The sequence below is a fragment of the Enterobacter quasimori genome (assembly GCF_018597345.1).
Lineage (GTDB): Bacteria > Pseudomonadota > Gammaproteobacteria > Enterobacterales > Enterobacteriaceae > Enterobacter > Enterobacter mori.
This window is the reverse complement of record NZ_JAHEVU010000012.1, coordinates 1-7487: the sequence shown is the minus strand read 5'-3', so window position 1 is coordinate 7487 and position 7487 is coordinate 1. Positions and strand designations below refer to the sequence as shown.

Sequence of the window (7487 nt, the reverse complement as noted above, 5' to 3'; positions counted from 1 at the left end):
ATTCGGACATCGCCTCGCGGCCCGTCAGTTTCCAGAACAGAAGCCCCTCCACCGGGAGCTGAACGGTAATTCGGTTGAGCATAATCTTTATTCCACTATGGACTAATCTCAGTGCCAGAAGTTAACTCTTCATCAATACGCAAAGCGTAAACGCTGCTGATTTGATAATGAGTAGCTGTAAGATTGACTTCTCATGCCACAAAATGAAACTACTTTTCCTGTAGTTTCATTGATATATTTTTAAGTTAATATCGCGCTTATTTAAGCCATAAACCTGAAAACATAAGAACGCTACTCAGGGAAACTACGCTTTTAGCAACGATAAGTAAGCCAGGCGCAACAATGCGTGTTACTGACGATATTTCCCTATAATTATCCTCGTTGTATCTTTCATGCCCACGTACAATCCCGGAAAAAATCGTGCAGAGCAGGACTACGGTAACCTTCAATCCCCATACGCACAGGAAAGACATAGAAAATAAGATCGAATAGTGTTTTGCCGTTGCGACAGAAAATAATGACATTGACTGAGCGAGCCATTTCAACGTAAAGCCAATAACAACTGTAGCCACTGACACCAAAAGGAACATCAACCCAGCCAGGAACCATTGTTTTTTGCCGAACAAATCTTCTCCATTCCAGATAAGCGCCAGCGCCCAAATCAGAAAGAGAATAAAGAAAAGCCAATGCATCATAATATTCCGCATTTACTTATTTTCATATCCTGGCATTGTCAGAATTCTTCTAGCCTTTTCATATCAGCCTGTACTGCCAAACCAGATACCATAGAGCATCAAAATACAGCCTAACGAGGCGAGACATTTCACTACCAGGTGTAATTTAGCCCCGTACTGGGCAGACAGAGACGATAGTTTTAAATACATTTCTTTGGTATTACACCGTTTATGAAATCGCATAATACTTTCGAAAATAGCATTCAGCATCACAACAAAAAATTTCGACAGTAACATTGCCGTAAGGGATGCCGGTAATATTAATGCTATCGCCCGCGCGCTTTCTCTGTCCAGTAATGGGATGAATTTTGATACAACAACTAAAATGAGTGTCAATGCAAACGCACCAACCAACACTGAAATTAATTTAATTCGAAAGTCTCGCCACTCTTTTAGGGTATAAAGATCTTTCCCGTTCCAGATATAGACTAAAGCGATGAGTATAAAAATTATAAAGCCAGTCCATTTCATTATTTCATCTTTTATGCCAGAGCTAAAAAATAGCCACTACTTTTTTTCAGATTTATGACACGGATATCCTTCCGTGCCATAGGAGATAAAAAATTACTAAGCGATGTCGTCAGGAGCCCTATCGAACAATTCACCTGCCATTGTAGCAATCCGTTCGTATTGCACGAGTTTGTTTTTCCACTCCTTCGGAATACCGGAACAACCATATAATGCCCCAGCTATTTGTCCGGCCGTCGCCGCAACGCTGTCAGCATCATCGGCAAGATTCGCAGCCAGCAGAATCGCATCAAGGAAGTTGTCAGTATTCCATACGGACCACATCGCGGCCTCAAGCGTATCGATAACATAACCACTTGAACGAATCTGATCGCGAGTTTTTTGCTTATACTCACCCGCGTTGATAATCATTACACGTGGCTGAAGCGGCATGACGTGCGGAGAAAAAATAAAATCTTTATTGCTACCGTTAATCATATGCACAAGCAAATAACTTAAATACTGAGTGCTATTTATTGCTTCCGCGGCACCGTGTGTTGCGATACTTTGTTTTTTAGCTTCATAAAACGCTTTGCTTAATGATTTTCTAAAAAAAATTGAGACAGGTGCTTGTCTGATAATGGATGCATTACCTGCAGTTTCTGGCGCAGTATTACCGATCCACCCTGGACCAACAGTTAAATATTGCTCTAAAGCAAATCGAGTTGTATTACCTATATCAAAACAGATGCCATTTGAACTGTTACAACCATGCTGATACCATTCCAGAAGCTTATTCCTGAAGCATATAGTATCTGCATCACCTTTCTCAAGAAGCGTTTCCGCAAGACATAATGCCATGGATGTATCATCTGTCCATTCGCCTGCGCGAAGTCGAAATGGCCCACCACCTGTCATATCTTTGACTTGTGCTTTGTCACGAGGTAAAAATTCGAGCGTCGTACCTACAGCATCTCCAATAGCAAGACCAATAAGCGCACCTACCGCGCGATCCCGTGATTGCACTAGTGAGATATTACATGGTGGTGTTAAATCCCATTGTTTTTGTACATCTCTATTTGAGGATGATTCTAAGGATTTATTATCATACGTATACTGCATCCTTCGCTGGGCTGAAGGACTGCTAATGGGTAAGTATTTACGATATCTATCAACATATTTTATCAAGGCATTTAAATCAGCATGTAAGTCAATCACCTTTCACCCATAATAAAAAATATTATTCATATAAAATACTAAAATTCATCAGGGAATTTCTTCATGAGGTTTTGTTTCTTTTTATTATAGTTGGCATCGACTTCATGCGGCAGCCTAACCTTTAACCCTCGGCGGATTTGATCCACAATAAACCAGGCATCCGACAACCTTTCAAAAAACAACTCATCAGAATGATCAAACTCCTTCCCTGCATACATACCGAACGTCATACCCCATAATTTCGCTCTATCCTTTTCCTTGCCTTCGATTAAATCCCGTAGAAATAATAATTGTTGTACAATAGAGTCGTACATTTGCAAAAGCGGGGATTGGGGATCACGATTCTTGACGTCTGCATATCTCTTCTGTGCTAAAGTTAATGCTTTATCAACGTAGCCAAAAATTGTCATGTCATTCATTACAGTAGATTCAGTTAACTAAACATTCCACATCTGATCGCAAGTCATCATATCCCTTCGCTTACCCTTGGTAATTCTAACTATAAAAAATTATCCTCAGGTGCTCTATCGAATAAGTCACCTGCCATTGTGGCGATACGTTCGTGTTGCACGAGTTTATCTTTCCACCCCTGCGGGATACCGGAATAACCATATAATGCTCCCGCTATTTGTCCCGCCGTCGCCGCAACGCTGTCAGCATCATCGGCAAGATTGGCGGCCAGCAGAATCGCATCGCGGAAATTATCCGTATTCCATACGGACCACATCGCGGCCTCAAGCGTATCGATAACATAACCACTTGAACGAATCTGATCGCGATTTTTTTGCTTATACTCACCCGCGTTTATGATCATTACACGCGCGCATAATGGGAAAACATGAGGCGAAAAAGCTTGTTCTTTTTGATAACCATTAATTAAATAGTGCAATACTAATCCGAGAAATTGACATGCATTAATTGACTCTACAGCACCATGAGTTGCTCGACTCTGAGCCTGGGATTCGAAGTAAATCGCACGCAACGATTTTCGACGAAAGATAGATACCGGAGCTTGACGAATAACCCCAGCATTACCAGCCGTGTGCTTTTCTGTATTACCATACCAGGAAGGTCCGACACGCATATACTGTTCAAGCGCGAATCGCGTCGTATTACCGATATCAAAACACCGGCCATTACTGCTATTCTCTCCGTTACGATACCATTTCAAGAGATATTTTCTAAGCACATCGGTATGCATTCTGTTTTCTGAAAGATAAGTCTCTGCCAGACATAATGCCATGGACGTATCATCTGTCCATTCACCAGGTTTTAATTGAAAAGGTCCGCCACCAATCATATCCGCCACATGATCACTATCTCTTTTTTTAAACTCAAGAGTAGTGCCAACTGCATCCCCGACAGCCAAACCGACCAGCGACCCAAGTGCTTTATCACGTGAAACATCTTCAGTTGTGACTAAAGGCAATGTTACATCCCATGGGAGAGATGAATTCGACGCATCTATACTATTGCTTCTTATCCCCCTACGGAAATTAATTGGCATGTAGATATGATAACGATCGGCGTAATGATTGATTACTGAGTCTTTGCTGTGAAGATCTTCCATCATGCATTCTTTAAAAACGGATTAATCCAGAGAAACTTCATATGGATGTTATAATTCATCACTTCCTCTTATTTCCCCGAGAAATCAGACTGCTTAATTACTTTGAATATGGAGATTGATAGCAAGTATTTATTATAGTCAGAGCAAAAAAAATTTTTAGACATCAGCATAATCACATTTAAACCTTTAATCAAAAATTACTTATCACTTGCGATATCTTTTTTGCCTTTTCAGGTACTCTACGTCTTGCTCATGCGGAAGAATGATCTTTAATCCTTGCCCCATCTGCGAAGCAATATAATTAGCATTAGACAAATGCTGAGCAAGTTCAGCATCGGTGGTATCAAACTCTTTGGATGCAAGCACTCCAAGATTCAATGTGTGCAATTTACTTTTATCTTTTTCAGCACCAGTTAGAATAGATTTAATATAATCCAACTGATTCTTCGCCATAACATATAAAGAAAATGTAGGATTTTTTTCTAATCGATGATTTATTGCATCAATAGCATCATCGATATAATCCAGCGCGGTGTAATTTTCTTTACTCATGAGTCACCTTAAATATATCCTTTTCGCTTGAAAGCATTTGTATTGCCCCGCCTTTTGTCTGATAGGGTACATCTTTCACTGACCAAGTATCAAGCGCGGGCAAAGAAGTACTACGTAACATCTCGACTTTTTGCTGTGAAACATAAGGTTTTGCTACTTTATCAACAACTTGATCAGTGCCATAAATGGTACCTTTTGGATTGATGCCCAACTCTGTTGGTTTAACATCTTCTCGAAGAGCATACCAGTTTCCCTGTCGACCACCTGGCACCTGGTTTTGATAGAGTGTTTTATTTCTATTTATCGTTTCAACACTCACTCTGTTTGTATAATCAATACCATTATCAAAGTCACGAATCTGTTGTGGTGTGAACCCCTTAGATTCGAGCCAGTTTCTTGCCAGTTCTTTATTTCCTCTTGCTGTAATATCCCTATTGAGATCGCCCGTGCGTCCAAATTTTTCATTAAGTTCAGCTCTTCGGGCCGAGATATTTGGCTTAACCGGTTCGAGAACAGGCTTACCAGCCCGCCACGCATCAAACCTTGCCCCGCCCTTCATGCCAGCCCCGCCGCCAATAACGGAGCCGATCAGCATCCCCCATTTCTGACCGTCGCTGCCTTCGCCAAACAGCATTCCCCCCGCATAGCTACCGACAGTGCCACCGCCCATCGCACCGAGGGTACTCAGAAGAGCGATTGCCGGACTGGCCAGCACCGCCATGGCTCCGGCACCAACGGCGAGCATCGTCCAGTTCACCCATTCCGGGATTTCAGGACTTATTTCATCGGTCTGAACCTTGCTTCCACCGATAATAACATTTCGCGATCCCTGACTAATCTCAGCGCTGCAAGTCAACTTATCGCCTGTGCGAGAGGCGGGAAAGTTGTTGATGTAAACTTTTATCGAACCTTCCGCAACCCGTTGCAGGCTACTGCTGTGCTCATCACACTCTCCGGCTGACAGGTGAGCGCGGATCGCCTTTCGGCTGTTGATAAAAACATTGGGTGAACCTTCTTTTAGCGTACCGGTAGTATGGCGTGGAGCCCATGACATACTGCCGAGGAGCTCACCCAACCCACCTGCAGCACAGGCCCCGGCCGCAACGGCAGAAACAGCAACCAGCGCGGTCCCTCCGGTGACGACAACGGCAGCTGCGCCCAGAATTGCCCCACCCACCAATCCTGCGATCATCCAGCCTTTTGAGGCTGTATGTGCAATCTCATCATCTACGCGAGCAGCCTGACATTCGGACATGGCTATTCGGCTCGCTGTGCCATCAGATACTCACGGATCCGGTCGGCTGTATCAAGGGGGTCAGAACCAGACACCTGGCGGCATACGGAAAGCTGTGAAAGTAGGTGATGCGATTTGTCTGCGAAAGTCGTCCATAGCGCGTAACGAAGGGGTTGGCTCCCCGGAACGGGTGCAATACTGAGTGGTTTACCCTGTTTTTCAAAAAGCAAATATTGCCCCTCTTTCGCCCGCTGAAGCGAAAGATGCCCATACAGTTCCTGAATGTTTTCAAAGACACTCAATGCCTTGCTCTCACTATCAAGCGCAAAAAATGGCCCCTGGCTGTCGGCAGCGAGCATTTCTTTAGTTTCAGTCTGAGCCGGCTTGTGGAACTTAATACTACGGATAATTTCCTGATATTGATTATGATAATAATCGCTAAACTCGCCCGGGCATGTGCCGATGTAACATACCATTTTTTGTCCGGCAGGATGGTCAGCGAGCAAAATAACGGTCTGCCTCTGGAAAATGATCGCATTATCATTTTTGAATTGATAAAAAAGCTCAACCGCCGGTAGACCATCAACAGAGGTCATCTGCGAGGATTCGAGACGAAAGTCGGGCACCGTAATTTCCAGTTCACGTACCAAACGGGTTGCCGCATCATGGACTTTATCTTCGTTTTTAGCACTCGCACGAGAAACAACAAAAGTAAACTCACTGGCTCCGTTATCACTCAGGGTAAATAAATTCATGGTTCTGTCTTTAAATACATCGGGTAAGGCAAGGGATGCTTCCTGAAGAATATATTCAGCCATTCGGGTTACTCTTACTTATTGCCATTAATAACAAAAAAACTATCCACTTCCTGCTGGATTTCACCCTGAAGGGATGCGCCAGGCGGATCGATGACATTTTGTCCATCATCAGGATTCAAGTGTAATTCGCCGGAAAGCGTATTAATTTGCGCATTCTGTTTCGCAGTAAAGTTAAAGTTATTACCAATAATATGGACGCTGCCGTCTTTTGATAGCTCGATGGCGCTTTCACCACATTCCAGTCTCAGCGTATTTCCTGCGGAAAGTATAAAATTATTAACGACTTTATCGTTTCGACTGTTCCCCGTCAGGCATACCACATCGCCTTTAATCCCTGATTTCTGATTTTTCGCTACCCGTAAGGTTTCATCTTCGCCAACAAACTGGGTTCGATTTTTTTCAGTAGAATGTGTTTCGTCGTTTTTGACGTTAATATCAAGATTGCGCTCGGCCTGGATCCACACCTGCTCTGCGCCCGCTTTATCCTCAAACCGCAGGGCGTTGGCGTTGTCCACGGAACCGTCTTTCGTGCGGCTCATAAAACCCATCTGCGTCGCCGCGGCCGGCAGCGCCCACGGCGGCATGCTGGCTTCATTGTACACGCGGCCGGTGATAATCGGACGGTCCGGGTCGCCGTTGATAAAATCCACCACCACCTCATCGCCCACGCGCGGGATTTGCACCCCGCCGTAGCCCTGGCCCGCCCACGCGCTCGACACGCGCACCCAGCAGGAGCTGGTGTCATCGCCCTTCGCCAGACGGTCCCAGTGGAACTTCACCTTCACGCGGCCGTATTTGTCCGTCCAGATACTCTCGCCCTTCGGCCCCACCACTTTCGCCGTCTGCGGGCCGTAGGTGCGCGGCCACGCCGTGCTCTGCACCGGGCGGTAGGCCACCGCCGACGGGATGACCGT

The 7487-nt window shown here is 44.6% G+C and carries 9 protein-coding genes; all 9 read right to left on the bottom strand.

Going from position 1 to position 7487, the window contains the following annotated elements; all coding sequences use genetic code 11:
* Positions 1-257: 257 nt before the first annotated feature.
* Complete coding sequence (locus KK102_RS22045) at positions 258-695, bottom strand: hypothetical protein (RefSeq protein WP_244992754.1); 438 nt, start codon at positions 693-695, stop codon at positions 258-260.
* A gap of 63 nt (positions 696-758) precedes the next feature.
* Positions 759-1205 carry a hypothetical protein gene (locus KK102_RS22040; RefSeq protein WP_216358426.1) on the bottom strand — a complete coding sequence of 149 codons (447 nt, stop codon included), beginning with the start codon at positions 1203-1205 and terminating at the stop codon, positions 759-761.
* 96 nt (positions 1206-1301) lie between these two features.
* On the bottom strand, positions 1302-2399 hold the full coding sequence (gene tri1, locus KK102_RS22035; protein ID WP_126546525.1) for an ADP-ribosylarginine hydrolase Tri1: 1098 nt from the start codon (positions 2397-2399) through the stop codon (positions 1302-1304).
* Between the two features lie 38 nt (positions 2400-2437).
* Positions 2438-2818, bottom strand: a complete 381-nt coding sequence (locus KK102_RS22030) for an immunity protein Tsi6 family protein (protein WP_216358425.1) — start codon at positions 2816-2818, stop codon at positions 2438-2440.
* Positions 2819-2898: 80 nt separating this feature from the next.
* Positions 2899-3969, bottom strand: a complete 1071-nt coding sequence (gene tri1 / locus KK102_RS22025; protein WP_216358424.1) for an ADP-ribosylarginine hydrolase Tri1 — start codon at positions 3967-3969, stop codon at positions 2899-2901.
* Positions 3970-4173: 204 nt separating this feature from the next.
* Positions 4174-4521, bottom strand: coding sequence for an immunity protein Tsi6 family protein (locus KK102_RS22020; protein ID WP_045630822.1), 348 nt, complete (start codon positions 4519-4521; stop codon positions 4174-4176).
* Entirely contained in the window at positions 4514-5776 is a 1263-nt protein-coding gene (locus KK102_RS22015; protein ID WP_216358423.1) for a polymorphic toxin type 46 domain-containing protein, read from the bottom strand. The genes KK102_RS22020 and KK102_RS22015 overlap by 8 nt, the downstream gene beginning before the upstream one ends.
* Positions 5777-5778: 2 nt before the next feature.
* Positions 5779-6573: a DcrB-related protein gene (locus KK102_RS22010; protein ID WP_216358422.1), complete on the bottom strand. Its 795-nt coding sequence runs from the start codon at positions 6571-6573 to the stop codon at positions 5779-5781.
* An 11-nt stretch (positions 6574-6584) separates the two neighbouring features.
* The coding region (locus KK102_RS22005) for a type VI secretion system Vgr family protein (RefSeq protein WP_216358421.1) at positions 6585-7487 on the bottom strand (903 nt) is incomplete at its 5' end.